This window comes from Deferrivibrio sp., from assembly GCF_055117995.1.
Genome location: NZ_JBSQOT010000004.1, coordinates 62,819 through 87,101, shown reverse-complemented (window position 1 = coordinate 87,101; position 24,283 = coordinate 62,819). Strand labels below are relative to the sequence as shown.

Below are 24,283 nucleotides of genomic sequence, written 5' to 3'. Positions count from 1 at the left end.
TTATATCACGGCCAGCCAAATACTTTATATTATGTTTAAAATTAAACTCACAACTCAATTATTGATTTTTTCAATAATATAATATATCCTTCATTTAAAAGGGGGCATTTATGGATTTTAAACAGATTGAAGCCTTTGTGTATGTAGCAAAATATAAATCTTTTTCCAAAGCGGCTGAAAAACTGCTTTTGAGTCAGCCTACCATATCAACTCATATTAATACCCTTGAAGAAGAATTGAATGTAAAGCTATTTGACAGACTTTCCAAAGAAGTTGTTCTTACCGAAGTTGGGCAGGTACTTTTTCCATATGCAGTTGATATGATAGATTTAAGAGAAAGGTCTCATGAGGCTGTAAAAGAATTTTTAAATGAAGTAAGCGGAAGTCTCAGAATAGGTTCAAGTACTATTATCTCAGAAATAGTTATCCCTAAGCTATTAAGTGAGTTTAAAAAAGAGTTTCCAAAAACATACTTTAACTTTGATGTTGGAAACTCACAAACAATGGTTCAAAGGGTTGCAGATGGTGTCCTTGACCTTGCCCTTGTAACAAGAAAAATTCCTAAAAAAGACCTGGATTACAGATTATTTATTAAAGATAAAATTGTTCTTGGTGTTTATCAGGGGCATCCCTTTTATACCCGCGACAGTATTTTTCTGGATGAAATAATGAATGAGCCGTTTATTGTAAGGGATATCGGCTCTGGTACACGGGCTGCAGTTGAGCTTGCTTTGAAGCAAAAAGGGTATGATTTTGAAAGCCTAAACTCTGTAGCAACCTTCAGGACTACTCATGCAGTGATACAGGGGATCAAAAGTAAACTCGGAATAGGTTTTATAAGTGAAATGGCTATACAAAAAGAGGTGTGCTCAGGCGAAATAAAAGGGGTAACCATCACCGACCTCATGGTGGAAAAAGACATTTTCCTGGTATATAGTAAGAAAAAGTCCAACAAAAAGCTTCTAAAACAGTTTATAGACTTTGCATTTAAAGAACGAATTTAATGGGAATTAAAGGTAACTTGACAATAGAAGAAGTAATTGAAGCTGGGATCGAAAATTTTAGTATTATTGATGTAAGATCCCCTTCGGAATACATTCAAGACCATATACCATCTGCTGTTAACATACCATTACTGGATGACCGGGAAAGAAAAGAAATTGGAATTATTTATAAACATGAAGGACCCGAAAAGGCAAAACTTAGAGGGGTTGATATTGTTTCCCCAAAACTGCCCCAATTTATCAGGCAAATACAACAAGTGTACGAAAAAAGAAAACCTGTAATAATATATTGCTGGAGGGGCGGATTAAGAAGTGAAGCTTCCGTAAGCTTTGCAAGACTTGCGGGAATTACCGCATCGAAATTGAACGGCGGATACAAGTCATATCGAAAATATGTAATAAACTACCTTGAACATATTGATAAAAATATAAAATTTATAACATTATTCGGACCTACCTGCTCAGGCAAAACCGAGCTTCTTGAACTGCTAAGACAAAAAGGTCTTCCGGTATTAAACCTGGAAAAATATGCAAGGCACAAAGGCTCTGTATTTGGACACATAGGTGAGGCAGAATATCCTCAGATTACTCAAAAAAAGTTTGAAAGTGAGCTTTTTTTTGATATTTATAAAGGGAAAAGCAATATTTATTTTACTGAAGGGGAAAGTAGTAAGATAGGTAAAATAACAGTACCAAAAACCATTTTTCAAAAAATAAAAAGTTCAATTAAAATATTGATTGATGCAGACATTGATTTCAGAATTGATTTTGCAATAAAATCCTACAAACCGGAGCTTTATGAAAATGAAATCCTAAGCTGTCTTGAAAATATAAAACATTATGTCAGCAAAGACTTTTTTGAGAATTTGAGATATCTTTTACATAAAAAGAATTTCCGGGAATTTACCAGGCAAATAATGCTTTATTATTATGACCCTTTATATAAAAAGGGGTTGGGCGATGGATTTGATTATAATATCACTTTAAAAAGTTTAGAGGATACTGTGGATGAACTTATCAAAATTTATAAAAGCATTTCTACTCCTGTTTCTTCTGCTTAACATTTTTGCTTGTGGGACAAAATTACAAAAAGTGCCCCCCAAAAGCTCATATTCTGAAGCAGTATATGGAAAGCCATATATCATTAGGGGTATAAAATATTATCCGCTTAAAAGTGTTAAAGAATTTGAGCAGTATGGTCTTGCGTCATGGTATGGCAAGGAAGAGCATGGAAAATTAACAGCTACAGGAGAAAAATTTGATATGTTTGACCTCACAGCGGCACACAAAACCTTGCCACTTGGTTCAATGGTATTGGTAAAAAATCTTGAAAATGGAAAAGAAGTTGTAGTCAGGATAAATGACAGAGGACCTTTTGTAAAAGGGAGAATTATCGATTTATCATACAAGGGGGCTGAAGAATTAGGCTTTGCAGGTAAAGGGCTTGCAAAAGTGAAAATTGAACTGCTCAGTGAAAACCCTGAGACTTACGTTTACCACGGAAAGTCTATAAATCTTGACAATGGCAATTTTTACATTCAGATAGGCTCTTTCAAAAATTATGAATACGCTATTAGGGCTAAAAACAATTTTGATAGTGCAATCATAAAAAAAGTATTTGTAAAAAATGACTATTTTTACAGAGTTTGGGTTGGAAAGTTCGAAAGCAGAAAGAAAGCTGAGGACACTTTAAGAAAAATTTCTTACAAGTATCCTCAAGCATTTATCGTTGCCGACTAAAGACTTTTAAACCAGTCGCAAATCTTTTCGGTTGCAATAAGTACTTTTTCACAATTTCTTTCGAGAAATTCGATGTCAAGCTCCTTATCCTTTGCCATAACTTCTGCAGAAGCTATCGCCCTGGCTCCATCAAAATCCACGTAGGCAAGTCGTGCAGTAAATTCATCAGTAGGTCTACCAAAAGCTGAACCAGGCAGAATAGCCACTCCGGTCTCTTCAAGTATTGTTGTACACATTTTGGCGCTTGTATCAATAGATTTTGACAGTAATTTATCTCTAAAATTTTTAAAACTTGGAAACATATAAAAAGCACCTTCCGGCCTATCAACAGATATACCGGTCTCAACAAACTTTTCATACATATAGTTACCAAGTGCCTTTAAAATCCTTCTTGAGTTCCACAAATATCTTTCAATTTCAATACCTCCCTGAAACGCTCTAACCGCTGCGTATTGAATAGGCGCTGATGTTGAAGTAAATGTTTCGCTTGCCACCACGGCCATTGCATCAAGAAGCCATCTTAAATTTTTTGGAAATGCAAACGTACCAAGACGCCACCCACCGGCGCCACACCATTTACTGAGTCCCGTGCTTATAATTGTGCCTTCAGGGTAAAACTTTGCGATGGAGTAATGATTGCCATCATGATGCGTCTCGCCATAGATCTCATCTGAGAGGATAATAAGGTTATACTTTTTGGCGACATCCGCAATTGACTTAAGTTCATCCTTTGTATAAGTAAGCCCGGTGGGATTATTGGGATAATTTAAAATCAGAAGCCTTGGTCTTGTGGGGTCATCCTTGCAAAATCTATCTAATTCTTCAGCTGTAAGGAGCCATTTATTGTCTTCTGAAGTCTTAATCCAGTATACATGCCTGCCGATAATCTCAGCCTGAGGGGCATACGAAACCCAGCTCGGTGTTGGTATCAAGAGGTCGCCGTAATATACAAGCTGAATAATAAACATAAGTTCTTTTGAACCAGGCCCAACAATTATGTCCTCGCCAGAAAAATTCAAATTGTGACTTTTGTTTAGATAAGATGCTATCGCATCCCTTAGCGGTTGAAAACCTCTCACGGGTAGGTAGTCTTTCTGATGAGCATTGTTTCTAAGTTCATTTACAACTACCTGAGGAACGGGAAATGGTGATTGACCCAGACCAAATTTATAAATCTGCTTCCCTTCTGCCAAGAGTCTATTACTCTTTTCATTGATATCAAGAGTTGCCGATACTGGCAAACCTCTTACATTTAAATTAAGATTGATGTTTGATAGCCCCATTGTAATCTCCTTTCAAATTGTCGATTGTCGACATTTACTCATTTTGAGAAAAAAGTCAATGATAAATAGTGTGCAGTTATTTAATTTTGTTTAGATCAGTCAACTGAAAGCAAGCATTTATTTTTGATTAAAGAGATAAAGATATTCTCCATAACCTTCTTTTTCCATATCTTCAACCGGTATAAATCTTAATGCTGCAGAATTTATACAATACCTTAAGCCAGTTGGCTCTGGACCATCAGTAAATACATGCCCCAAATGGGAATCGGCTTTTTTACTTCTAACTTCATTTCTTACCATAAAAAAGCTTATATCTTCTTTTGTATAGACTGCATCATCAGTAATAGGCTTAGTAAAGCTTGGCCAACCTGTGCCTGAGTCAAACTTATCGGTCGAACTAAAAAGGGGTTCACCTGAAACTACGTCAACATAAATACCGGCTTTTTTATTGTTCCAATATTCATTATTAAACGGAGGCTCAGTGCTATTTTCCTGGGTTACTTTATATTGCAATGGAGTCAATCTCTTTTTAAGCTCTTCCTTTTTCTCTTTGTCATTTTTCCACACTTTATTTAAATATGTCATCCTGCCTGAATTAAGCTTATACATTTTGTAGTTGAATTTATCTTTTTTATAATAATCCTGGTGATAATCTTCAGCTTTATAAAACTTTTTTGCTTCAAGTATCTGGGTTGCTATCGGTTTGTCAAATCTACCGGAATTTGCAATTCTGTTCTTTGATTCTTCTGCAAGTCTTTTTTGAGTATCGTTATGATAAAATATTGCAGTATGATATTGACTACCTCTGTCTACAAATTGACCGCCGTCATCCGTAGGATCTACATTTTGCCAAAATACATTCAATAAGTCTTCATAACTAACTTTTAGAGGGTCATACGTAACTTCGACTGCCTCAAAATGACCGGTGTATCCACTTGACACATCTCTATATGTAGGATTTTCAACATGCCCACCCGTATAACCTGAAACTGCCTCGATTACTCCATCAATTTTTTCAAATGCCTCTTCAATACACCAAAAACAACCACCTGCAAAAGTAGCCTTTTCATAAACTTTAGCCATAGCCAACCCCGAAAATATAAAAATTGTTATTGTCAAAAATATTATCTTTTTCATACTGCCAAGATATGGTTTATTTAGAAAACTTCAAGGTTAAATCATATTTTTGTAATAATTGTAAAGTTTGAAATGTTTTTTACAAAAATACCTTTTAATTATCAGGCACAATTTTTGCGTATTATTTTAAAAAAAGGGGGAAAATATGAAGCTTTTGTTATTTTTTGTGGCATTTACCATTTCTTTGACCAGTTTTGCAGAAACAGTAAAAATTTATATTGCCGGAAGTATGAAAAACTCGTTTAAGTTAATATTGGACGAATATAAAAAAAACAACAAAAATATCGAGATTCAAGCGATATACGGCAGTTCCGGCAAAGGTTTTTTTCAGCTGTTAAATGGCGCAAAATATGATATTTTTATATCTGCTGATGAAAAATACCCTGAAGAAGTTTATAAAAACAGACTTTCCAAAAGGTCAGGTGAGATTTACGCTGAAGGTGCATTAGCACTACTTTTTAAAAGTGAACATAACAAATCAATAGATTATCTCCTGAAAGCAAAAACCATTGCAATAGCAAACCCAAAGCTTGCCCCATACGGTATTGCAGCAATGGAATATATGAAAAATACCGGTTTGTATGATAATATTAAAGATAAAATTGTTACCGGCCAGGATCTGATTCAGGTAGTACAGTATATAAAAACAGAAAACGCTGATGTGGCGTTTGTGGCATACCCTCTTGTGGCAAACGAACCGGAATTTAAAAATAAATTACTTAAATTGGACAAAAATCATTATTCGCCAATAAAACAGGCAATGATTTTAACAATTTACGGCGAAGAAAACCTCGAAGCAAAAAAAATATATGACTTTATAAAATCCGGCAAAGTAAAAAAAATTCTTGTTTCTCAGGGTTTTGATGTAAATGGGGGTTAAACAATGGAAAGTGAATTTATTAGCACACTAACTGTTACTTTTAAGCTTGCGTTTTATACCACATCAATACTTCTTGTTATAGGATTAATAATAGTTTACATCTTATCAAATGATTGCCAGGAAAACAAAACATTTAAAAAATTAAAGCCATTGATAGAAACACTGGTTACTCTACCAATAGTTTTGCCACCTTCGGTGATAGGATTTTATCTGCTGATTATTTTCAGCCCAAGAAGTAAATTAGGCAAACTCTTAAATGAAACTTTCGACTTCAGTCTCGCTTTTACTTTTGAAGGGATTGTACTTGCTTCGGTATTTTTCTCTTTGCCTTTTATGATCAATCCAATATACAATGCTATCAATCTGTTGCCTGCTTCTCTCAAAGAAGCTTCCTATTCACTTGGCAAAAGCAGACTTACAACATTTTTGAAGGTTCAGATACCATGTATCAAAAACAATATTATCTCTGCATCTGCAATAACATTTGCACATACGATAGGTGAGTTTGGTATCGTACTGATGGTTGGCGGAAATATCCCCAATGAGACAAAGGTGGCAAGTATCGCAATTTACGATGAATTTGAATCTCTTAATTTTACTATGGCCCACAAATATTCTATCACCCTATTTTTATTATCATTTGCATTATTATTAACAATATATTTTATAAACAGAAGAATTAGCAGGATTTGAAAATGATAAAAATATCTGTAACAAAGCATTATACACAAAAATTGAGAAATTTTATACTTGATGTTGATCTGGAGCTCGACAAACACGATTTTACCGCTATTTATGGCCCAAGCGGTTCAGGAAAAACAACACTACTTAGAATAATTGCGGGGCTAACAACACCCGACAAAGGGTTTATCTCAGTAAAAGGTGATGTATGGTTTGATAGCAAGCGTAATATTAATATTCCCATACAAAAGAGAAACATTGGGTTTGTTTTTCAGGACTATGCACTTTTTCCAAATATGACAGTCAAAGAAAATATCAAATATGCTATTGGAAAAAATTACGATGAAAAATTGATAGATTACTTTCTGGATATGGTAAATTTGAAAAACCTTAAAAACTCATACCCGGATAATTTAAGTGGAGGCCAAAAACAAAGAGTGGCAATTGTAAGAGCTATTGTTAGAAAACCTAAAATTTTATTACTGGATGAACCATTTAGCGCACTTGATAAAAATATAGGCGAAAAAATTCAGGATGAATTGTTGCAAATACATAAGCTACTTAAACTAAAAACATTTATTGTATCCCACGATGTCAGACAAATTTTTAAACTTTGTAACAAATGTATTATTATTGACGAAGGGAAGATTAAAAGTCATGGCAAACCATCTGAAACTTTTAATCTTGAACCTTCTAAGTTGATTGCTACAGACGACAATAAAAAAATTTTTTTAGAAAATACTATCATTTCTCATGATAATCTGGAGCAGATAGACGAAAATACATTTATTGCCAGGATAGTCATAAAAAAATGAACCTGTTACAACTTTTTCGCATCAAAAGTTTTCGGGAAAACAACAGTTTCATTTTGAGGCTCAATATAAACTGTCATCCCATTTTCAAGATATAATTTACCGCCAAACAAACCTTCTTTTTCAATCTTTACAACATTCGCCTCTATATCTTTTTTGGGAACATATACACTATACTGACCTTCTTTAAAATTAACTATAACCTTCATATTTAATACCCCCAATATTATTAACGGGGGGATTGCCCCCCGGTTTACCTTACTATGTCAAAATTGGAAGAATCTTTTGTTTTATTGTCTATATCTTCAAGTATACCATTAACTATCCAGTTTAAAAGGTTTATCCCTCCTTGATAACCAATCACCGGATATCTATGTAAGTGGTGTCTATCAAAAATCGGAAAACCTATTCTTATAAGAGGCGTATCCGTATCTCTGGCTACAAGTTTAGTAAATGTATTGCCAATAAGATAATCTACCGGTTCAACAAACATTAATGATCTCAGATGCCACATGTCCTTTTCTGGATAAACTTTACATGAATCCTCTTTTGAAAATTCTTCGAGAAGTTTATTCATCTCTTTTGTAAATTTCTTATTTGCATTGGTAACCAAAATATGAACAGGCTCACCACCAAGCTCAAGGATAAATCTTGTAAGACCATATGCAATATCAGGATCGCCTGTGACTGCAAACCTTTTACCATAAACGTGATAGTAAGAATCGGTTATAGCGTCCACAAACTTACCTCTTTCAGACTTTAATTCTTCCGGAATTTCCTTACCTGTAAGCTCGGAAATAGCCACCAAAAGGTCATCAAAACCTTTAAGTCCTATTGGATTTATTATTCTTGCAACCTGTCCCCATTGATTTTTTACGTGCTGAATAGTCTTTGACATTGAATAGGTTTGCAAAAATATTGCTCCTTTTGCACCAGGGGCTTTTTTCAGCTCTTCTATTTTTGTACCCCCACGAAACATTTTATAATTCCCATCTGCAGGAGAATTTAGCATCTCAGAAGGGTCAGAGATAATAGTATATTCCACACCAAATAGGGAAAATATTCTTTTAATCTCCGTAAAATCTCCTACGTAAGTGTCAAAACCTAAGAATACGTTTATCTTTTCATGCTTTGCCGAAAGTTCATCTCCAAAATATTTGATAAACTCGTAAAGCATATTATCATATCCAGTAATATGGGAACCTACAAACGAAGGTGTATGTGCAGTTACAACATCAACGTCTTTAGGGATATCACCCTGTGACTTTGCATTATTTACAAATGATGATATGTCATCCCCTATTACTTCAGCCATACAGGATGTGCACATACCTATTATTTCAGGCTTATAAAGTTTGTAACTATTTTTGAGCCCCTCATATATATTTTTATGACCTCCGAAAACTGCTGCATCTTCAGTCATTGAATCTGATACCGCTGGAAACGGTTCTTTGAAATGTCTTGAAAAGTGCGAGCGGAAATATGCCGCACACCCCTGAGAACCATGCAAATATGGAAGGGTATTTTCAAAACCTATAGCAGCATAGAATGCTCCAAGGGGCTGGCAGGCTTTAAGGGGGTTTATGACGACAGCTTCCCTACTGAAATTTTTCTCCATATACTCTTTCGTTTTTGTGTATTCTAAAACACTTTTTACTTTTTTATCATCATGTCCATCTTCATAATTTTTTTTATTATTGAAGAGAGTCTTATAACTTTCTTCATTAAACATTGTTATATTGCAAATACCTTCACAACCTTTCATTTTAAGCTCCTTTCTCCCATGGAGGAGTAATTTTTTTCCAGATATAGCCGTTAATGGCCATATCTACATCTTTTGCAAAGATCTCATATCCATCAATACCATGATATGGACCGGAATAATCCCATGAATGCATCTGTCTGAATGGTACTCCTGATTTTTGTACCTGATATTTTTCTTTAATCCCCGAACCAAAAAGGTCTGGCTTAAGTTTTTTGATTGTCTTTTCAAGCTCATATTCCGTCATATCATCCACAATAATTGTTGTATCATTTAGGTACTCAAGTGTTCTCTGGTAATCATCATTGTGTGCAAACTCGTAACCTGTCATAATAACCTCAGCACCAAGATCCTGAAAGGCCGGGATAATATGTCTTGGTCTTAATCCACCTACATACAGAACAACCTTTTTCCCTTTAATTTTTGGAAAATATTTATCCGTTATCTTTTGCAGCTTAGGCCCATATACCTCATTGATCAAATACTCTGTTCGCTCTTTTATTTTTTCATCAAAATGCTCTGCAATCTTACGCATACTTTGAAAGATTTGAGTGGGCCCAAAAAAATTAAACTCAAGCCAGGGCACCTGAAATTTCTCCTCAAGATACCTTGCTACATAGTTCATAGACCTGTAACAATGAAGCAATACCAGTTTTGCTTTTTTGATATTTGCAAGCTCACTTAAAGTACTGTCGCCTGTAGATTGGGAAATTACTTTCAGTCCCATATCTTCGAGTATTTTTCTGGAACTCCACGCATCGCCACCTATATTGTAGTCTCCCATAAGCGCTACGTTATATTTACTATCTTCAACATCAGCCCCCTTAACATCCTTTTCATAAACCCAATCTCTCAATGCATCATTTGCAATATGATGGCCAAGGGACTGACTTACACCTCTAAAACCTTCACATCTCACCGGTATTATAGTTTTTTTTATCTCTTCACTCTTTTTTCTTGCAACTGCCTCAATATCATCACCTATTAGTCCTATTGGACATTCAGACTGGATTGAGATACCCTTACTTAAAGGGAACATCTCTTCCAGCTCATCAATAATTTTTGATAGTTTTTTATCACCACCAAAAACAATGTCCTTTTCCTGAAAATCTGACGTTATTTGCATCATACCGAAAGAGTTTATACCTGTAATACCATTATAATAGTTCCTTCTTGTACCCCAGGAATACTGACCACATCCTACAGGTCCGTGGCTGATGTGAACCATATCCTTCACCGGACCCCATACAACCCCTTTAGAACCGGCATAAGCGCACCCTCTGATTGTCATTACACCAGGTAAACTCTTCTTGTTGGATTTAACAGAGCAAGAGGTGTCCCCTGGCTCAATAATTGCAATATGTTTTGCCCTTTCTTTTTTGCTCTTTTCGGGATACTCTTTAAGAGTATCCTCTATGAAATCTTTATAAACAGTTGTTTTCTCTGGCATATACTACTCCTTTTTTAAGCAGTTTTACTTTTACCGATATTCTCATCATCCTCTTTCAAAATACCATATTCCATGAGAAGATCTTCCAGCTCCTGCATAGTAACCGGTGTAGGAATTACAAATAGCTGATTATTGATGATTTTGTTTGCAAGTGCCCTATATTCATCCGCCTGCTTGCAACTTGGATCATATTCAACCACTGTCATCCTTCTAAGTTCGGCATGTTGCACCACATTATCCCTTGGTACAAAATGAATCATCTGACTGGAAAGTCTTTTTGCAAGCTCGGAGACAAGCTCTCTTTCTCTGTCGGTTTTCCTCTCATTGCATATTATCCCGCCAAGCCTCACACCACCGCTGTTTGCGTACTTTAAAATACCTCTTGATATATTGTTGGCAGCATACATTGCCATCATTTCACCGGATGCTACAATATAAATTTCCTGAGCTTTGCCTTCCCGTATTGGCATTGCAAACCCTCCGCAAACAACATCACCAAGTACATCGTATGATACAAAATCAAGCTCCTCCTCATAGGCACCTTCTTCCTCAAGAAAGTTAATAGCCGTAATAACTCCTCTACCTGCACAACCTACCCCTGGCTCAGGACCACCTGCCTCTACACATTTTATTCCAAGAAAACCTTCTTTCAAAACATCATCAAGTTCGAGGTCCTCAACAGAACCAGCTTCAGCAGCAAGCTCCATAATTGTCGCCTGAGCTTTTGTGTGCAATATTAGCCTTGTGGAATCAGCTTTTGGATCACACCCAACAATCATAACTTTTTTACCCATTTCAGCCATAGCTGCTATAGTGTTTTGAGATGTTGTCGATTTGCCTATTCCACCTTTTCCGTAAAATGCTATTTGTCTTAATTTCGCCATATTAACCTCCATAAATGTTTTATGAAGGTAATTAATCAATAAATATGCCAGATAATCGGAACCATTATATATCAATTAGTTAGAAAATCGGGTTTGTTTTTTGTTTATTTGCATACCATTAAAATGTTACATTTGTAACAATCATTACATGTTCACTGTTTCTTCTCAACGAATAAAGATTAAATGAAAGTTAACTTAAATATAGCATACTCTGGTGTTGTAAAAACCTCCGATTGCGATAATCTCCGACTCACCAAAAAATTTTATCAATGGAAAAAGCTCCGGGATAAAAATTATTTTTGTATAATGGACTTCTGTTTCAATAATGTAATCACCAAATGTACATGCAATCTCTCTATCGGTGGTAAATGATGTGACATTGTTAAGCATCATAATCTTTCTGTCTTTTTCTTCAGACTTTATAAAAAATTCTTCGAGACTATTAACACCTTTATAAACTTTTATCAGCTTTTTTGAATTCTTAAAAAAGGTTTTTATTGCATATTGATTATATGTATAAAGCAGGTCAAACTGGTGTTCTATGAGATTCTTACTGGAGCTTGAACCCATTCTTTCCATCAAATAATTATAATATGCTTCATCATTGGCAGAATTAATTTTTTGTTTATGAAAGTTGGGAATAATTCCAAACCTTGACTCAACCCAGCCTTTAATAACCGCACCTTCCTTACTGTTTGAGTCAAATAACCAACCCCTTAAAACTTTCAAGTAACTATTTACATATTTTCCATTTACTTTCTCTTTCAGATGAAATAATTCATTCATATAGTTTAGAAATATTTCAGAGGCTTCTACAGGGTCACCGCAACCGGTAATTCTTTCAAAAAGGTCCGGATGATATTCGATTACCCCATCTATTAATAAACTTAAATCATCCCCTGCATTGTTATAACCCTCATCAATTAATAGATAAGGAGGTAAATTTGCCTTATTTATCTTATGGCAATAAATTTGCTTAATCATAATTTAATTTAACATAACAGAGGCTAAAATTCAAATGGAAAGCAGTTTTATGAAAAGATCGATTGCAGCATTTCTTGGTTTTGCCATTGGAGATGCATTTGGCGCTACAACAGAATTTATGACGAAAAAAGAGATAGAATTTAAATATGGAAAGCTAAAATCCATTGTGGGTGGTGGCTGGCTCCATTTGAAGCCCGGGAAAATAACAGATGATACGGAAATGAGCATTGCTCTTGCCAGTAGTATTGTTGACAATAAAGGTTTTTCCCAAAAAATTGTAGCTGACTATTTTCTAAAGTGGATGCAATCAAAACCTGTAGATATAGGCAATACAATAAGATTTTCACTAATAAATTATATGAAAACATCAAAATATGAAGCTGATTACGACGAAAACAGTGCTGGCAATGGTGCACTGATGAGGTGTATTCCGATATGTATATACGCAAAAGGAGATGTTGGTGCTCTTAAAGAAATTGCATTAAAACAGGCCCATATAACCCATAATAATAAATTAAGTGATCTGGCAATTATAAACTATTGTGAGACATTAAATATTTTACTATCAGGAGGAAGTAAAATTGAAGCACTCGAAAAAGTTTCAAAATTTATAAATGAGCACAAAATTTTCTCCTTTTCAAGATATAAAGGTGAAAATTCAGGTTATATTGTAGACACTTACAAAGCCATAATGCATTTCTACTTTGAAGGGGTTTCGTTTAAGGATACAATGATAGAGACAGTTAATAATGGTGGTGACTCCGATACAATCAGTGCGCTTGTTGGAGCTTTGTGCGGTGCAACTTATGAACTGACTTCCATTCCTAAAAAATGGATCAATAAGCTCGATAAAAATGTATATAAAGAAATCACGAAATTAGCTGTTAGTTTATGCAATCTCAGGGTAAATATCTTTTAATTTGAATAAAATTTCATCCCCGTAACCATCTATCTCATCTATACTGTTAAATCCAAATCTATGCAAATTTCTGAGATGAAATATATTTATTATCCTTTTGCCCGAATATATGACAATTTTACCAAAACCTTCCTTAGAAATATCTGCACAGACATTAATCTCAACCCCGGTATTTTTTTCTATAAAATAAGCAACAGATTCATAAAAAAGTCTTATTTTAAATATTCCCTCTTCGCTTATATCACCGAAACTTTCCTCCAAACTTACGCTTTTTTTACGAAAATATCTCATTAAAATTTCCCCGTCACTTAACCTTTTGTAAGTACCAAAAGTGTCCATTGCTTTAATTTTGTTCAATATTGACTCACTTAACTTCATTTTCTTCTCTCAGAATTTTTTTTATCCACAATGGTGGGTTTTCAAAACTTTTTTGTAACATACCTATGGCTTCCTCAATTGGAAGACCATCTCTGACATTTACCGGAAAAATCTTATTTTTTATCACCTTTGCTGCTGCAGGGCCACCAATATGTGTGAAATAAATTATTTTGCAGTCTTTTATTTTCTCGATTTTCTCATCAATTGTGTCAAGATGTTCATTATTCGGATCTGCTTTTTCAACCTTTCTTTCCTCTAAAAAATCTGAACTATGAAGATTAACATCATAGACAAATATTTTTTCTGCCCTGCCAAAGTGCTCATTGATTTTTATTCCGTCGATGCTACAAAACCCTATTTTCATGGTATTTTACCCCCTTAACATTTTTATATTGATAGCTTTTTTCCTCTTCCTGGTGCAAAAAAATATTTGCAATTTCTGTTAATAATCTCAAACTCCCCTTATAGCCCGAAAAGACTTTTAACGGATAACCTATTTCATCTTTTACAGGAAATCCTGTTCTGACAAGAGGTACACAATATTTATCGCTTAATAATGTCCCATTTGAATTAGTCATCAAGAGATCTGTATTTCTCATATATTGTTCCAGCTCAAACAAATCACCGTATTTTACAACATCTATTTCTTTTAAGTCATCCCTCATATATGTGGTAACTAAAATTGAGATTTCTATCCCGAGTTCCTCATATAAAAAACCGTAAAACCCTTTTGCCAGATCCGGCTCGACAGCAAGTGCTATTTTTTTGTTATTAAAATAAAAATGTGAATCAAGCATTGTATCTATAAGCTGTCCTCTGACTTTTATAATGCTCTTTGAAGGCGTTTTGTTTGAAAATTCACTTAAAAAATCAATAAAATCATCTGTCTGTTTTAAGCCGATCAGGAAAGGAAAAAGTTTTACTTTTATCCCCTTATCTTTCAAAATATTCAATCCCTTCTCTGTGGATTTACCTATCCCGATAGCTAAAACAGGTTTTTTAAGCCTTGTCTTATATTCAAAACCGCCGGGTGTGATTTTGTAATAGTGATTAAATGACCCCCCAAGTGATTCTGAAATGTCCGGGAAAAAAATGGGGTTTAAACCAAAAGATTCCACAATATATCTTATTTCGTCTATATCTCCGCACGTCATAGAAAAATTGGTTAAAATCAACAAATCCTTATTGTCAGAACTTTTGTAAAAATCTATTCCATCTATAAATGCACAAATTGCATCTGAAAAACCTGTCTCGGCATCCCCTTCAAAGTCTGAAACACCTATAGGAATTATCTCGGTTTTTATAGATGGGTGTTTTCTGTAAAACTGTTTTACCATATATTTTAAATCATCCCCTCTGACCTGAGGTATCCCTGTAGTAATAAGCCCAATTACTTCTGGCCTGTTTTTCTCAATTACATTTGAAAGCCCCTTTACAAGTTCGTTATAGTCCCCTAATACCAGTGCAATGTTATATATTGCCGTAGTTTGCATGGGTATTATCTCTCTAAAATGTTGTGTCATAATATTTTTTATAAATGCAGTGCACCCTTGAGAACCGTGATGTACAGGTATAGTGTTTTTCAAACCAAGACTTGCAAGAGTTGCACCAAGCACAGCACTTTTTTTCAAAGGGTTTATTTGATAGCTTTTCATATTGACCTCAAAAATGATGGATTATTTTTAACCGTCTTAAATACTTTTGAATTCATTGTATGATATATATCACCGGCAAGTGTAATCATCCCTTCATACCCCGCATATGCCTTAATTCTCTCCTGGTTAACATCCAGATAAGGGATCTGCCCTTTCATTGCCACATACATATTTCTACTACCCGCTATAAACAGATCTGCTTTATTTTTTTTCAAGTATATCAAGCAATAACTGTCCATCTCCTTTTTCCATTAGTATTTTTTGCTTCCCTTCAAAATGCCTCTTTAATTTTTCTATATCCTCAGTCGAAGATTTTCTTATCCCGCTACCAATAACTTCAAATCCGAGCTCTTCAAGCTGCATAACCATAGACCAGCTTTTTACCCCACCGGAATAGATAAATACCCTCTTATTTTTAAAAAATTCTCTGAAAAATTTTAGCTTTTGTTTTACTTCTTCCTCTTTCTTTTCTACAAAGCGTTCAATCTTCTCCTTAAGAGAGCTTATATTCAGAATCTCTCCAATTTTTTTAAGGGCATTGGAAGTCTCTTTGACACCATAAAATGAGCCTTCAAAATACTCTGTGCCGTATTTTAATTTCAGTGATTTTGCAAGACTTACAAGTGCCCTGCTACATACAACCATATTACACCTGCTTCTGTGGGCATAAGCGACTTCCTCATATGTAGCATCCCCTGTAATCTTGCTCAAAACTCTTATCCCGAGTTCTTCACAATATGGCAATATCCTCCATAGTTCACCGGCAATATTATAATCCGCAATTATACAGATATCTGTGTCTGTTGTATCCTTAGGCTCCTTTGTACCTATTACATACTTGAACAAGGCTTCTCCGGCTTTTTTGTTACCGTAATTTTTGTTTCCGATAAATCCTGGTGAATCAACCGGGATAACAGGGATTTTAACTATATTTTGTGCTTTTTTAGCGGCATCTATTAAATCAAATCCTGTCATATCAGCAACACATGTAGAATACACAAATATGGCCTTAGGCTTGAAAATATCGGTACATTCCTTTATCGTTTTTATCAGCTTCTCTTCACTCCCCATAATTATATCTATTTCATTCATATCGGTTGTTATTCCGTACCTGTATAAAGCACCAATTGTTGACCTTGTTCCTCTATTATTATAACTGCAACCAATGCAGGTTGATGGGGAATGTGCAATATGAAGGGCATCGGAAATCTGTAAAAGTGTAATTTGAGCTCCATCAAAGGCACAACCACCGAGCGCACCACCAGGCTCCGGTCTGGCACATTTATTAATTTTATCACTCTTTGTTCCTTTTATCTGGCATGTATTATCTACCAATATTGTTCTTTCAGACATCTTTTTTCTCCTTAACCCTGTAAATCAAAAACAATGCCACTAAAATAACCGTAAAATTTGTAATAGATATGACAAAATTTCCGGATTTGAATACAAATCTTACAAAGATTCTTGTTAAACACACTGGCATTAATTTTGTTTAGACAATTATCAGGTTACAAAACTTAAAACAATTTAAATTTGCAAGGAGGTAAATATGCCTGAATACATTACTTACAAAACTAAGGGTGGTCTTGATTTTATTCCGGAATTTGTCATGTTTCTTGACTCAAAAAAGTGTATGGGTTGTGGTAGGTGCTATAAAGTATGCCCCCAAAATGTCATGAATCTGAAAGTGATGGAAGAAGATGATGAAGATATCGACTTTACATATATGGAGCTTATCAATGATCATTTATGTATTGGTTGCAAGGCATGCCAGAAGGCATGTCCAAAAGGATGTTTTGTTCATAAACCTTTGGAGGTAAAAAATGATCAAATTTAAACCGTGTCAAAAAGTAAAGGTCTTAAACGACATACGCAATGACGGCACATGTTCTGGATGCAGAAGGGGGAATATAATTTTGAAAGCTGGTTCAGTAGGGTTTGTAAGAGAGCTGGGAGAATTTTTGAATTTGCAGGTAATATATGTTCATTTTCTGGAAGATGATAAAATAGTTGGCTTGAGAGAGGACGAGCTGGAAATTTTAGAAGATTTTGATGAGGATACCGGAAGATGGATACCTGTATAAATACTGAAAAAGATACCTAAATTTTTTGAATATTTATATTATACTTTTTAATCCTGTAATTTAGCTGACGAACAGTAACCCCAAGCAACCTGGCCGCTTTTGCCTGAACCCAGCCGCATTTTTTCAAGGCTTCAATTATTTTTTCCCTTTCAGAATAAGTTTCAGGACTAATATCTACCTTCATATCAACATTTTTATTGTTATTATCGGACTGTTGAACATCATTTGATTCAAAAGTTCCCATCTTTGGCATTGTGATTTTACAGAGGTTACATGAAAAATCATCAAATGAGATTACACCGGAAGGGGAATTAAAATAAGCCCTTTCAATACAGTTTTCAAGTTCCCTAACATTTCCGGGGAAATCACAATTCATTAATTTTGCAAATATTTGTTTATCTATCTTCTTGTTAAGCCCATATTCATTGTTCATTTTTTTCAAAATATGTTCAACAAGATACGGTATATCTTCCTTTCTATCCCTTAAAGGTGGCAAAAATATATTAAAAACATTCAAACGATAAAACAAATCAAGTCTGAAATTCCCTTTATGAACTTCTTCAAGTAAATTTTTGTTGGTTGCAGCAATTATTCTCACATCGGTTTTTATGGTGGAAGTCCCCCCCACCCTTTCAAATTCCTTTTCCTGCAAAATTCTGAGAAGCTTGCTCTGCAAGCTAAGAGGCATATCCCCTATTTCGTCAAGAAAAAGTGTTCCACCATGAGCAAGTTCAAATTTACCTTTTTTCTGGGATACAGCGCCGGTAAAAGCACCTTTTTCATAACCAAAAATTTCACTTTCTATTAATTCAGCAGGGATTGCGGCACAATTTATAGCAACAAAAGGACCATTTTTTCTTTCACTATTATAATGAATGGTCTTTGCTACAACCTCCTTCCCGGTACCACTCTCTCCGATTATCAGTACAGGAGCTTTTGATTTAAGTAACATATGTATTTTTTCAAATACATTTTTCATTACTTTACTTTTACCCACTATCTCTTTGAACCCATATTTTGTTATAATCTGTGCAGATAGCCTTAAGTTTTTCTCCTCGAGTGATTTTATATTTTCCTCTATTTGTATTTTCTGTTTTATAAAATTGCCGAGCATGGTGCAAATCATATTTAAAAGATCAAACTCAGTTTTTACATTGACCACATCGTATGCATCTTTATCTATTGCAAGCACCCCATATTTAACATTTTCACTATCTTTGATAGTCATGGCATAGAAGGAAGTTTTCTCATAAGTGTGTTCACGTTCAATCTTACCAAGAAAATTGGGCTCTTCATTTATATCTGGAATCATCATGGAAACACCCATTGAAAAAACCCTGCCAACTATCCCCTCTTTTGGTTTGTAAAACAATTTGCTGTACTGCACACTGTCAATCCCTACCGCAGCTTTGGGAAAAAGATAGTCTGATTGTTTATCATATATCAGAATCATCCCCCTTTTTACATTCAAATGGTCGGATAAAATATTCAGGATATTTTCATATGGATTGGAGCCATAAAATGACATTGATAAAATTTTGCCAATCTGGAAAACAGTTTCAAGGGCAAGTTTATAAAATTTCAAAACATCAGAATAGGCCATAATCTATCTTTCCCTAAGTCAGGATTTTACCGGAATATTCTTCAAGTATTTTTCGATTTGATATAAATTTCGATGCAAAATACTTAAAGTCCCTGAAGATGATTACATCTTTACCTAAAAGAACACAGTAAGCCTCCCTATTTTTTTCAACCATAGCTTTTATTGCTTCTTCTGTTTTCATCATAACCGAAAAAACTATTTTACCATTTTTAGCTGTAATTCCTGTCATATATGTTCCGTAATCTATATCAACAATTTCTACCTTAAAAATACTATAATTCTTCAACATAGCTCACCTCTATATTTTATAGTCTTCATTTAATTTGCCTACTGCATCAGCCCTGCACTGTTTGCAATGCTTCATAACCCTCGAAACACTCCCAAGCTCAAGAGCAGCCCGAAATCTTGCAAATTCAATCTCTTTTGCTTCAGGCTCTCTTACTTTTGCCTTTGCAAAATAAGTTGAATTATCAGCAGGGTTTATAAGAGGGATAATGTTATGTATAAATCCACCTTCTCTTTTTATCATCCTGCTTATATCAGCGATATTAGCATCATTTATGCCAGGTATCAAAACTGTGTTTACCTTGACAATTAACCCCAGGCAAACTGCCAACCTTAAACCTTCTAACTGTTTGTCAAACAATATTTTACCTGCCTCTATACCTTTATATGTTTTTCCGTTGAATTTGATATACCTGTAGATCTTACTGCCTATTTTTTCATCAATGGTATTTATTGTAATGGTTATATGTTCAACACCCAGCTTAACAATATCTTTTATGTAGTAGGGGAGCATTAATCCATTTGTACTGATGCAAAGTCTAATATTATTTGAATAACTTCTTATAAGCTCAAATGTTTTCATGGTATTTTCGATATTGGCAAGAGGATCCCCTGGCCCTGCTATCCCCACAACGGTAAGATCATTTATTTTACTTTTTACATATTTAAAATGTTCAAATGCCTCCTCAGGACTCAAAACTTTACTGGTAACACCCGGTCTTGATTCATTTACACAATCAAATTTTCTATTGCAGTAGTTGCACTGGATATTGCACTTCGGAGCAACAGCCAGATGCATCCTCGAATACCTGGTATGTGCTTTTTCACAAAAGCAGGGGTGATCTTTTATTCTTTCTTTTATGCTATCTTTTAGTTCCGGTTTTAATTTAGTGCAGTTCATATTCGCCTCCTTGAATGAACAATTGCAACACTTATGCCACCGGTTTAAAAGGATTTTTTGTAATATTTATTACAAGATGGATAGAAATAGTCACTTTTATGACAAATCTTGCTTCAAACATTCAGGCATAAAATATGCTTATAATTTTTAAAATATATAACGAGGTGTTGTTATGAGAAAAGTATTTTTCGATGATACCACTTTAAGAGACGGTGAACAAACTCCCGGTGTAATATTTAGGATTAAGGATAAATTAAAAATTGTCAGTGTACTTGAAAAGCTTAATGTAGATGAGATCGAAGCCGGATTTCCCGCTTCCGGAAGTTATGCCATGAAATCTTTTGAAGCAATTATGAATCTAAACCCCCAGGCAAGAATTATAGCGTTTAACAGGTGTAAAATTGAAGATATTGAAAAATCTCTCTCTGCCGGAGCAAAGGCCGTAGAGATATCACTGCCTGTTTCTGATATTCACATACAGAAAAAATTAAATAAAGATAGAAACTGGATTATTGAAAATTTAAAAAGGGTTATCACATACTGTAAGGAAAAAGACCTTTACGTTTCAGTTGGGGGAGAGGATAGCTCAAGGGCTGAACCCTCGTTTTTAATTAGATATTTTAAAACTGCACAAGAGTACGGAGCTGACAGGGTAAGGTTTTGTGATACTGTAGGAATTTTAAATCCGTTCAACACTTTTTTAATGGTTTCCAAAATCAAAAAACATTTAAAAATACCTGTTGAGTTTCACGGTCATAATGATCTTGGAATGGTAACAGCTAACACCTTTGCAGCTGTAGAAGCAGGTGCAGACTATGTAAACACTACTATTTTAGGACTTGGTGAAAGAGCAGGAAATTGTCCCCTTGAAGAACTTGCGATGATTTTGTTCTTAACGAAAAAATATCATATAGACCTCATTCTGGAGCACATAATAGAAGTTTGCAATATCGTATCAGAGATATCAGGATTCAAAATTGAAAAAAACAAACCTATCGTTGGTGAAAACACTTTTTGCCATGAATCAGGGATGCACGTAGATGGGATCTTAAAAAACCCTCAGCTCTATGAGCCTTTTGACCCTGAAATATTAAAAAGAGAAAGAAAAATTACCTTCGGGCCTACAAGCGGAAGAGCTAACCTCATTTACCTTTTAGGAAAAAGCGGAGTGAACTTTTCCAAGAAAGACTTGCCTTTTTCCGTTGTTGAAAAACTAAAATATGATATTGTTTAAAAAATTTTAACATTACAGAATATATCTGCTCAGATCCTGGTTTTCTACAATCCCTTTCAACTTATCCCTGACATACTGCCTGTTTACCACCACAATTTTTTCATCAGTGTCAGGAGCTTCAAATGAAATCTCTTCTAAGACCCTTTCAATAATAGTATGGAGTCTTCTTGCTCCAATATTTTCATTTGTTTTATTTACTTCAGCAGCAATTGAAGCCATCTCCTCGATACCATCGTCGGTAAACTGCACCTGTATTTCATCGGCTTTTAATAGCTCTGTATATTGCTTTGTAAGGGAATTTTCAGGCTCCATTAAAATCCTTATAAAGTCTTCCTTGCTCAAACTATCCAGCTCTACTCTTATAGGAAATCTCCCCTGCAGCTCGGGTATTAAGTCAGACGGTTTCGATACATGAAACGCACCTGCAGCAATAAAAAGAATATGGTCAGTCTTCACCATTCCATATTTTGTCATAACGGTGGAGCCTTCTATAATAGGCAGTAAATCTCTCTGTACCCCTTCACGGGAAACATCGGGACCGCGACTGCCTGACTCCCTTGAGCAGATTTTATCAATCTCATCAAGGAAAATTATACCGGAATGTTCAGCCCTTTTAAGAGCCTCACTTTTCACCTCATCCATATCTATTAGTCTGTTTGCTTCCTGTTGCTCGAGGATTGACTTAGCCTCTTTTACTTTCATCTTTCTTCTTTTCTTCTTTTTCGGAACAAGATTTTTGAACATCTCCTGCAAACTTGAGCCAAAATCTTCCATACCAACATTTGTCAGCACCTCAATTTGAGGGCCCAATTCATCCACATCAATTTCAACTTCCCTATCGTCAAGAGTCCCTATTTCAAGCATTTTTCTGAACTTTTCCCTTGTTTCAGACTCATTTTTATCCTCGGCAAAACCTGTCGGTCTTGGAAGCAAGATATCAAGCAACCTTTCCTGGGCAAGTTTCTCAGCCTTTTGCTGAACCCTTTGCCTCATCTCCTGTTTTACCATATTGACAGAGATTTCAACCAGGTCCCTTATCATCGACTCCACATCTCTGCCCACATACCCCACTTCGGTAAATTTGCTCGCTTCAACCTTTAAAAATGGGGATTTTGTAAGTTTTGCCAACCTTCTTGCTATCTCTGTTTTCCCCACACCTGTAGGCCCAATCATAATTATATTTTTAGGAGAAATCTCTTCTTGTAAACTTTTAGGTAATTTCATCCTACGATATCTGTTTCTCAAAGCAACTGCTACGGCCTTTTTGGCATTTTTTTGACCTACAATGTATTTATCCAAAATATTTACAATCTGTTTGGGAGTTAAATTTTCCATTGAAAGTTCCATTACTCTATCACCTCTATTGTAAGTTGAGTATTTGTGTAAATACAAATATTCCCGGCAATTGTTAATGCTTTTTCCACAATGCTCTTTGAGTCTAAATCAGTATTTTCGACCAAAGCAAGTGCAGCAGCGTGAGCATATGGCCCCCCTGAGCCGATAGCAGCTATTCCATTAACAGGTTCTAACACATCCCCGTTACCTGTTAAAAGATACAAATTATCCTTATCAGCTACTATCATCATCGCCTCTAAATTTCTTAAGTATTTGTCAGTCCTCCAATCTTTTGCCAACTCAACAGCAGCACGCAAAAGCTGACCTGAATATTGCTCCAATTTCTTTTCAAATCTCTCCATAAGCGTAAATGCGTCAGCAGTTGACCCGGCAAATCCACATATGATACTACCATTCATCAGTTTTCTAATCTTCTTGGCATTTGGTTTAAGCACTGTATGCCCGAAAGTCACCTGTCCGTCAGCCCCAATTGCCACTTTACCATCACGTTTTACCGCAAGTACGGTAGTCCCTTTAAACATTTAAACACCTCTTCTTTTTAAACAGAAGACAAATATAGCTATAAATATATTTTTTTCAAGTTGTTTGCCAATTTGGCATCACACAATTTTATTAAGCTTTAAAAAGAAGTAAAAATATTTTACAAATTGGCTCTTATACTAAGACTGAGTAAATCATCTACAAAAGCATATCATAGAATCATTAGTTTATCAAAAAACAGGAATATCTTTAAATAAAATTTACCTTCTTAGTCTTCATAGCCCTCATCATAATCTGAATATTGAGAAAATGGATTACCCTTCCTACTTACGACTATTTGTTTATTCTCAACAGTACTTACCTTTTTTATACCTTTAAAATCTATTAAAAAATGCCACATGTCACCATAATCAAATATCATTAACATCCTTTTATTTGGCTCATTAAAGACTTTTTTTATCTTTGCCTTTAAACCTTTACTATTGTTTGGGAAAAAATCAAAATCTCTTTCTTCGTAAATTTCGTTAGAATTTGTATAGCTTTTCCAATTATCATAAAATCCTATAAGATGATCTCGCGTAAATCCAAATGCTTCCAATATAATATCAGCTAGCTCAGATAAGGAATAATTTTCTGGTATTGAAATTTCTATAGTGGGCATTCCTCTAATTTTTGGGTAGTCAAAGTACCTATTTTGAACAACTCTAAATAAATAAACATTTTCCATAACTAATCACTCCTATTTAATAATTATATGATATACGCTTTTTA

Annotated in this window: 28 protein-coding genes; 10 read left to right on the top strand and 18 right to left on the bottom strand. The window is 34.9% G+C overall.

What is annotated here, in order from left to right; all coding sequences use genetic code 11:
• Positions 1-110 precede the first annotated feature (110 nt).
• Genes ACTCAF_RS02480 through ACTCAF_RS02470 form a run of 3 tightly spaced genes read left to right on the top strand, consistent with a single transcriptional unit; the run spans position 111 to position 2,744 of the window.
• Complete coding sequence (locus tag ACTCAF_RS02480; protein WP_463061724.1) at positions 111-1,004, top strand: selenium metabolism-associated LysR family transcriptional regulator; 894 nt, start codon at positions 111-113, stop codon at positions 1,002-1,004.
• A complete protein-coding gene (gene mnmH / locus ACTCAF_RS02475; RefSeq protein WP_463061723.1) occupies positions 1,004-2,065 on the top strand; it encodes a tRNA 2-selenouridine(34) synthase MnmH in 1,062 nt (353 codons plus the stop codon). Before ACTCAF_RS02480 ends, mnmH begins: the two co-directional genes overlap by 1 nt.
• Positions 2,013-2,744, top strand: coding sequence for a septal ring lytic transglycosylase RlpA family protein (locus ACTCAF_RS02470; RefSeq protein WP_463061722.1), 732 nt, complete (start codon positions 2,013-2,015; stop codon positions 2,742-2,744). The genes mnmH and ACTCAF_RS02470 overlap by 53 nt, the downstream gene beginning before the upstream one ends.
• Here the strand turns inward: ACTCAF_RS02470 and ACTCAF_RS02465 are convergent.
• The gene (locus ACTCAF_RS02465; RefSeq protein ID WP_463061721.1) at positions 2,741-4,027 is read right to left on the bottom strand and encodes a pyridoxal phosphate-dependent aminotransferase; all 1,287 of its coding nucleotides are present in this window, start codon (positions 4,025-4,027) and stop codon (positions 2,741-2,743) included. The genes ACTCAF_RS02470 and ACTCAF_RS02465 overlap by 4 nt on opposite strands.
• Before the next feature lie 117 nt (positions 4,028-4,144).
• Positions 4,145-5,110 (bottom strand): peptide-methionine (R)-S-oxide reductase MsrB, encoded by a 966-nt coding sequence (msrB, locus tag ACTCAF_RS02460; protein WP_463061720.1) that lies wholly within the window; start codon positions 5,108-5,110, stop codon positions 4,145-4,147.
• Between the two features lie 199 nt (positions 5,111-5,309).
• Here msrB and modA point away from each other — a divergent pair, with 199 nt between their 5' ends.
• From modA to ACTCAF_RS02445, 3 genes are read left to right on the top strand one after another with little or no spacing between them, the layout of a single operon-like run.
• Entirely contained in the window at positions 5,310-6,044 is a 735-nt protein-coding gene (gene modA / locus ACTCAF_RS02455) for a molybdate ABC transporter substrate-binding protein (RefSeq protein ID WP_463061719.1), read from the top strand.
• 3 nt (positions 6,045-6,047) lie between these two features.
• Positions 6,048-6,737 carry a molybdate ABC transporter permease subunit gene (gene modB, locus ACTCAF_RS02450; protein WP_463061718.1) on the top strand — a complete coding sequence of 230 codons (690 nt, stop codon included), beginning with the start codon at positions 6,048-6,050 and terminating at the stop codon, positions 6,735-6,737.
• A 2-nt stretch (positions 6,738-6,739) separates the two neighbouring features.
• Positions 6,740-7,540, top strand: a complete 801-nt coding sequence (locus ACTCAF_RS02445; protein ID WP_463061717.1) for an ABC transporter ATP-binding protein — start codon at positions 6,740-6,742, stop codon at positions 7,538-7,540.
• 5 nt (positions 7,541-7,545) lie between these two features.
• Here ACTCAF_RS02445 and nifT read toward each other — a convergent pair whose 3' ends face one another.
• The 5 genes from nifT to ACTCAF_RS02420 all read right to left on the bottom strand — a co-directional run bounded on the left by nifT (position 7,546) and on the right by ACTCAF_RS02420 (position 12,617).
• A complete protein-coding gene (nifT, locus tag ACTCAF_RS02440; protein WP_463061716.1) occupies positions 7,546-7,746 on the bottom strand; it encodes a putative nitrogen fixation protein NifT in 201 nt (66 codons plus the stop codon).
• A 44-nt stretch (positions 7,747-7,790) separates the two neighbouring features.
• Complete coding sequence (gene nifK, locus ACTCAF_RS02435; protein ID WP_463061715.1) at positions 7,791-9,302, bottom strand: nitrogenase molybdenum-iron protein subunit beta; 1,512 nt, start codon at positions 9,300-9,302, stop codon at positions 7,791-7,793.
• A 1-nt stretch (position 9,303) separates the two neighbouring features.
• A complete protein-coding gene (nifD, locus tag ACTCAF_RS02430; RefSeq protein ID WP_463061714.1) occupies positions 9,304-10,749 on the bottom strand; it encodes a nitrogenase molybdenum-iron protein alpha chain in 1,446 nt (481 codons plus the stop codon).
• Between the two features lie 14 nt (positions 10,750-10,763).
• Positions 10,764-11,633 carry a nitrogenase iron protein gene (gene nifH, locus ACTCAF_RS02425; RefSeq protein WP_463061713.1) on the bottom strand — a complete coding sequence of 290 codons (870 nt, stop codon included), beginning with the start codon at positions 11,631-11,633 and terminating at the stop codon, positions 10,764-10,766.
• A 195-nt stretch (positions 11,634-11,828) separates the two neighbouring features.
• A complete protein-coding gene (locus ACTCAF_RS02420) occupies positions 11,829-12,617 on the bottom strand; it encodes an NAD(+)--dinitrogen-reductase ADP-D-ribosyltransferase (RefSeq protein WP_463061712.1) in 789 nt (262 codons plus the stop codon).
• A gap of 49 nt (positions 12,618-12,666) precedes the next feature.
• On the opposite strand from ACTCAF_RS02420, the gene draG reads away from it, so the two are divergent.
• Positions 12,667-13,536 carry an ADP-ribosyl-[dinitrogen reductase] hydrolase gene (gene draG, locus ACTCAF_RS02415; RefSeq protein ID WP_463061711.1) on the top strand — a complete coding sequence of 290 codons (870 nt, stop codon included), beginning with the start codon at positions 12,667-12,669 and terminating at the stop codon, positions 13,534-13,536.
• Here draG and ACTCAF_RS02410 read toward each other — a convergent pair.
• From ACTCAF_RS02410 to ACTCAF_RS02390, 5 genes are read right to left on the bottom strand one after another with little or no spacing between them, the layout of a single operon-like run.
• Positions 13,507-13,914: a DUF269 domain-containing protein gene (locus tag ACTCAF_RS02410; protein WP_463061710.1), complete on the bottom strand. Its 408-nt coding sequence runs from the start codon at positions 13,912-13,914 to the stop codon at positions 13,507-13,509. The two genes, draG and ACTCAF_RS02410, sit on opposite strands and share 30 nt — an antisense overlap.
• Entirely contained in the window at positions 13,901-14,278 is a 378-nt protein-coding gene (locus ACTCAF_RS02405) for a NifB/NifX family molybdenum-iron cluster-binding protein (RefSeq protein WP_463061709.1), read from the bottom strand. The genes ACTCAF_RS02410 and ACTCAF_RS02405 overlap by 14 nt, the downstream gene beginning before the upstream one ends.
• A complete protein-coding gene (nifN, locus tag ACTCAF_RS02400) occupies positions 14,259-15,569 on the bottom strand; it encodes a nitrogenase iron-molybdenum cofactor biosynthesis protein NifN (protein WP_463061708.1) in 1,311 nt (436 codons plus the stop codon). Before nifN ends, ACTCAF_RS02405 begins: the two co-directional genes overlap by 20 nt.
• Positions 15,566-15,784, bottom strand: a complete 219-nt coding sequence (locus ACTCAF_RS02395; RefSeq protein WP_463061707.1) for a nitrogenase component 1 — start codon at positions 15,782-15,784, stop codon at positions 15,566-15,568. Before ACTCAF_RS02395 ends, nifN begins: the two co-directional genes overlap by 4 nt.
• Entirely contained in the window at positions 15,771-16,922 is a 1,152-nt protein-coding gene (locus ACTCAF_RS02390) for a nitrogenase component 1 (protein ID WP_463061706.1), read from the bottom strand. Before ACTCAF_RS02390 ends, ACTCAF_RS02395 begins: the two co-directional genes overlap by 14 nt.
• Positions 16,923-17,118: 196 nt before the next feature.
• Between ACTCAF_RS02390 and fdxB the strand changes: the two genes are divergently transcribed.
• Both fdxB and ACTCAF_RS02380 read left to right on the top strand, forming a co-directional pair.
• Positions 17,119-17,406 carry a ferredoxin III, nif-specific gene (gene fdxB, locus ACTCAF_RS02385; protein ID WP_463061705.1) on the top strand — a complete coding sequence of 96 codons (288 nt, stop codon included), beginning with the start codon at positions 17,119-17,121 and terminating at the stop codon, positions 17,404-17,406.
• Positions 17,393-17,653: a nitrogen fixation protein NifZ gene (locus ACTCAF_RS02380; RefSeq protein WP_463061704.1), complete on the top strand. Its 261-nt coding sequence runs from the start codon at positions 17,393-17,395 to the stop codon at positions 17,651-17,653. The genes fdxB and ACTCAF_RS02380 overlap by 14 nt, the downstream gene beginning before the upstream one ends.
• Before the next feature lie 16 nt (positions 17,654-17,669).
• Here the strand turns inward: ACTCAF_RS02380 and nifA are convergent, their stop codons facing one another.
• From nifA to nifB, 3 genes are read right to left on the bottom strand one after another with little or no spacing between them, the layout of a single operon-like run.
• On the bottom strand, positions 17,670-19,256 hold the full coding sequence (nifA, locus tag ACTCAF_RS02375; protein WP_463061703.1) for a nif-specific transcriptional activator NifA: 1,587 nt from the start codon (positions 19,254-19,256) through the stop codon (positions 17,670-17,672).
• A gap of 13 nt (positions 19,257-19,269) precedes the next feature.
• Positions 19,270-19,545: a hypothetical protein gene (locus ACTCAF_RS02370; protein WP_463061702.1), complete on the bottom strand. Its 276-nt coding sequence runs from the start codon at positions 19,543-19,545 to the stop codon at positions 19,270-19,272.
• Positions 19,546-19,554: 9 nt separating this feature from the next.
• Positions 19,555-20,442: a nitrogenase cofactor biosynthesis protein NifB gene (gene nifB, locus ACTCAF_RS02365; RefSeq protein WP_463061701.1), complete on the bottom strand. Its 888-nt coding sequence runs from the start codon at positions 20,440-20,442 to the stop codon at positions 19,555-19,557.
• A gap of 172 nt (positions 20,443-20,614) precedes the next feature.
• On the opposite strand from nifB, the gene ACTCAF_RS02360 reads away from it, so the two are divergent.
• Positions 20,615-21,676 (top strand): homocitrate synthase/isopropylmalate synthase family protein, encoded by a 1,062-nt coding sequence (locus tag ACTCAF_RS02360; RefSeq protein WP_463061700.1) that lies wholly within the window; start codon positions 20,615-20,617, stop codon positions 21,674-21,676.
• Positions 21,677-21,688: 12 nt separating this feature from the next.
• On the opposite strand, the gene hslU is transcribed toward ACTCAF_RS02360, so the two are convergent.
• From hslU to ACTCAF_RS02345, 3 genes are all read right to left on the bottom strand, one after another.
• Positions 21,689-23,011, bottom strand: coding sequence for an ATP-dependent protease ATPase subunit HslU (gene hslU, locus ACTCAF_RS02355; protein WP_463061699.1), 1,323 nt, complete (start codon positions 23,009-23,011; stop codon positions 21,689-21,691).
• A gap of 11 nt (positions 23,012-23,022) precedes the next feature.
• Complete coding sequence (gene hslV / locus ACTCAF_RS02350; RefSeq protein WP_463061698.1) at positions 23,023-23,553, bottom strand: ATP-dependent protease subunit HslV; 531 nt, start codon at positions 23,551-23,553, stop codon at positions 23,023-23,025.
• 227 nt (positions 23,554-23,780) lie between these two features.
• Positions 23,781-24,239, bottom strand: coding sequence for a plasmid pRiA4b ORF-3 family protein (locus ACTCAF_RS02345; protein WP_242820438.1), 459 nt, complete (start codon positions 24,237-24,239; stop codon positions 23,781-23,783).
• Positions 24,240-24,283: the final 44 nt, after the last annotated feature.

What these genes read in the sequence shown, in the direction of transcription:
- hslV (WP_463061698.1), bottom strand. Translation starts at nt 23,553, where the DNA reads ATGTTTAAAGGGACTACCGTACTTGCGGTAAAACGTGATGGTAAAGTG.
- hslU (WP_463061699.1), bottom strand. Translation starts at nt 23,011, where the DNA reads ATGGAAAATTTAACTCCCAAACAGATTGTAAATATTTTGGATAAATAC.
- ACTCAF_RS02380 (WP_463061704.1), top strand. Translation starts at nt 17,393, where the DNA reads ATGATCAAATTTAAACCGTGTCAAAAAGTAAAGGTCTTAAACGACATA.
- draG (WP_463061711.1), top strand. Translation starts at nt 12,667, where the DNA reads ATGAAAAGATCGATTGCAGCATTTCTTGGTTTTGCCATTGGAGATGCA.
- fdxB (WP_463061705.1), top strand. Translation starts at nt 17,119, where the DNA reads ATGCCTGAATACATTACTTACAAAACTAAGGGTGGTCTTGATTTTATT.
- ACTCAF_RS02420 (WP_463061712.1), bottom strand. Translation starts at nt 12,617, where the DNA reads ATGATTAAGCAAATTTATTGCCATAAGATAAATAAGGCAAATTTACCT.
- ACTCAF_RS02360 (WP_463061700.1), top strand. Translation starts at nt 20,615, where the DNA reads ATGAGAAAAGTATTTTTCGATGATACCACTTTAAGAGACGGTGAACAA.
- ACTCAF_RS02465 (WP_463061721.1), bottom strand. Translation starts at nt 4,027, where the DNA reads ATGGGGCTATCAAACATCAATCTTAATTTAAATGTAAGAGGTTTGCCA.
- nifB (WP_463061701.1), bottom strand. Translation starts at nt 20,442, where the DNA reads ATGAACTGCACTAAATTAAAACCGGAACTAAAAGATAGCATAAAAGAA.
- msrB (WP_463061720.1), bottom strand. Translation starts at nt 5,110, where the DNA reads ATGGCTAAAGTTTATGAAAAGGCTACTTTTGCAGGTGGTTGTTTTTGG.
- nifH (WP_463061713.1), bottom strand. Translation starts at nt 11,633, where the DNA reads ATGGCGAAATTAAGACAAATAGCATTTTACGGAAAAGGTGGAATAGGC.
- ACTCAF_RS02470 (WP_463061722.1), top strand. Translation starts at nt 2,013, where the DNA reads ATGAACTTATCAAAATTTATAAAAGCATTTCTACTCCTGTTTCTTCTG.
- ACTCAF_RS02370 (WP_463061702.1), bottom strand. Translation starts at nt 19,545, where the DNA reads ATGTTGAAGAATTATAGTATTTTTAAGGTAGAAATTGTTGATATAGAT.
- ACTCAF_RS02405 (WP_463061709.1), bottom strand. Translation starts at nt 14,278, where the DNA reads ATGAAAATAGGGTTTTGTAGCATCGACGGAATAAAAATCAATGAGCAC.
- ACTCAF_RS02345 (WP_242820438.1), bottom strand. Translation starts at nt 24,239, where the DNA reads ATGGAAAATGTTTATTTATTTAGAGTTGTTCAAAATAGGTACTTTGAC.
- nifN (WP_463061708.1), bottom strand. Translation starts at nt 15,569, where the DNA reads ATGAAAAGCTATCAAATAAACCCTTTGAAAAAAAGTGCTGTGCTTGGT.
- nifD (WP_463061714.1), bottom strand. Translation starts at nt 10,749, where the DNA reads ATGCCAGAGAAAACAACTGTTTATAAAGATTTCATAGAGGATACTCTT.
- ACTCAF_RS02390 (WP_463061706.1), bottom strand. Translation starts at nt 16,922, where the DNA reads ATGTCTGAAAGAACAATATTGGTAGATAATACATGCCAGATAAAAGGA.
- nifK (WP_463061715.1), bottom strand. Translation starts at nt 9,302, where the DNA reads ATGAAAGGTTGTGAAGGTATTTGCAATATAACAATGTTTAATGAAGAA.
- modB (WP_463061718.1), top strand. Translation starts at nt 6,048, where the DNA reads ATGGAAAGTGAATTTATTAGCACACTAACTGTTACTTTTAAGCTTGCG.
- mnmH (WP_463061723.1), top strand. Translation starts at nt 1,004, where the DNA reads ATGGGAATTAAAGGTAACTTGACAATAGAAGAAGTAATTGAAGCTGGG.
- nifA (WP_463061703.1), bottom strand. Translation starts at nt 19,256, where the DNA reads ATGGCCTATTCTGATGTTTTGAAATTTTATAAACTTGCCCTTGAAACT.
- modA (WP_463061719.1), top strand. Translation starts at nt 5,310, where the DNA reads ATGAAGCTTTTGTTATTTTTTGTGGCATTTACCATTTCTTTGACCAGT.
- ACTCAF_RS02410 (WP_463061710.1), bottom strand. Translation starts at nt 13,914, where the DNA reads ATGAAGTTAAGTGAGTCAATATTGAACAAAATTAAAGCAATGGACACT.
- ACTCAF_RS02480 (WP_463061724.1), top strand. Translation starts at nt 111, where the DNA reads ATGGATTTTAAACAGATTGAAGCCTTTGTGTATGTAGCAAAATATAAA.
- ACTCAF_RS02445 (WP_463061717.1), top strand. Translation starts at nt 6,740, where the DNA reads ATGATAAAAATATCTGTAACAAAGCATTATACACAAAAATTGAGAAAT.
- nifT (WP_463061716.1), bottom strand. Translation starts at nt 7,746, where the DNA reads ATGAAGGTTATAGTTAATTTTAAAGAAGGTCAGTATAGTGTATATGTT.